We start from the raw sequence: 951 nt of genomic DNA, 5'->3' as shown, positions 1-951 counted from the left end.
TTAATCTAAGTTGTATGTCATAAGCTTGTTTCGAGGGCATAGGCCAACAGAAACAAGACAAGCTTAATCAGAAAACCCGCTTCCGTAACGGCATGAATCTTCTTGGGAAAGCGCATCGTGATCTGACTCAAGGCCTGCTCAATACGCTGGCGCAAAGCCTTTTTGTAGGCCGCTTGCCAGGTTTGGTCAAGCCGCCTGCTGTTGCTTTTTCGCTGAATCTGCAAGTAAATCTGCTCACACTCGGCATAAAACGCTTCCTGCTCATAATCGGTGTAACCCGCGTCGCCAAACACTTCGCTGCCTATAGGCAAGTTCAGATGCATCATCTGCAAGGCCGTTACGTCGACATACGAGCCAGGCAGCATGAAAAATTGCACGGGCTGCTTATCGAGGGTGGTGATGAGTTGGACGCGGAACCCAAAGAAGAATCGCCGTTTAGAGGCAATTTTGCCCCGGTACTCTTCCCCTTTAACCAACCGGGAGCGCCCAATGCGGATGTTGTCACAAACGGCCACCGGAAACGAGTCGATCAGGTACTGCCCTCTAAGATTGAGGGCTTTGAAGAAATCAGCCAGGTAGTAGAACAGCGCGCTCAGGGTGTGGGCCAGTCGGTGCAGTCGTCGGTTAAAAGCGGACTTCTCCAGCATGAGCAGGCCTTGTTTATCAGCCATATAAAGCATGGCCGAGGCTTGATTACCACCAAAGAAGCGGGCCGATATGATGGCGGTTGTCAGCACAATACTGTCGGATACTTTTGGGCTAGCTTGTGGTTTGCAAGAGCCACGATGGTTGGTTTCCAGAAAGTAATCGTCGAGAAAGCAGTAAATTGCAATCACTTTTTCAGACATAGCCAGAGCAGGTTATCGTTGTTTTCGCAGCTCAAAGGTACGCCTGCTCTGAGCTATGTCTTTTTTGTGATCGTATCAACTGCCTTTCATGCAACTTAGATTA

General features: G+C 49.5%; 1 protein-coding gene. It reads right to left on the bottom strand.

All coding sequences use genetic code 11. The features are described 5' to 3' along the window. Positions 1-17: 17 nt before the first annotated feature. Positions 18-848: an IS982 family transposase gene (locus tag ACFSUS_RS29050; protein ID WP_381528807.1), complete on the bottom strand. Its 831-nt coding sequence runs from the start codon at positions 846-848 to the stop codon at positions 18-20. Between the last annotated feature and the right edge of the window lie 103 nt (positions 849-951).

It is taken from the genome of Spirosoma soli (assembly GCF_042684525.1).
Lineage (GTDB): Bacteria > Bacteroidota > Bacteroidia > Cytophagales > Spirosomataceae > Spirosoma > Spirosoma soli.
Note: the sequence above shows the minus strand (reverse complement) of the source record. Positions and strands in the feature narration are given on the sequence as shown.

Bases quoted from the DNA above. Each gene is read 5' to 3' on its own strand.
- ACFSUS_RS29050 (WP_381528807.1), bottom strand. From the start codon at position 848: ATGTCTGAAAAAGTGATTGCAATTTACTGCTTTCTCGACGATTACTTT.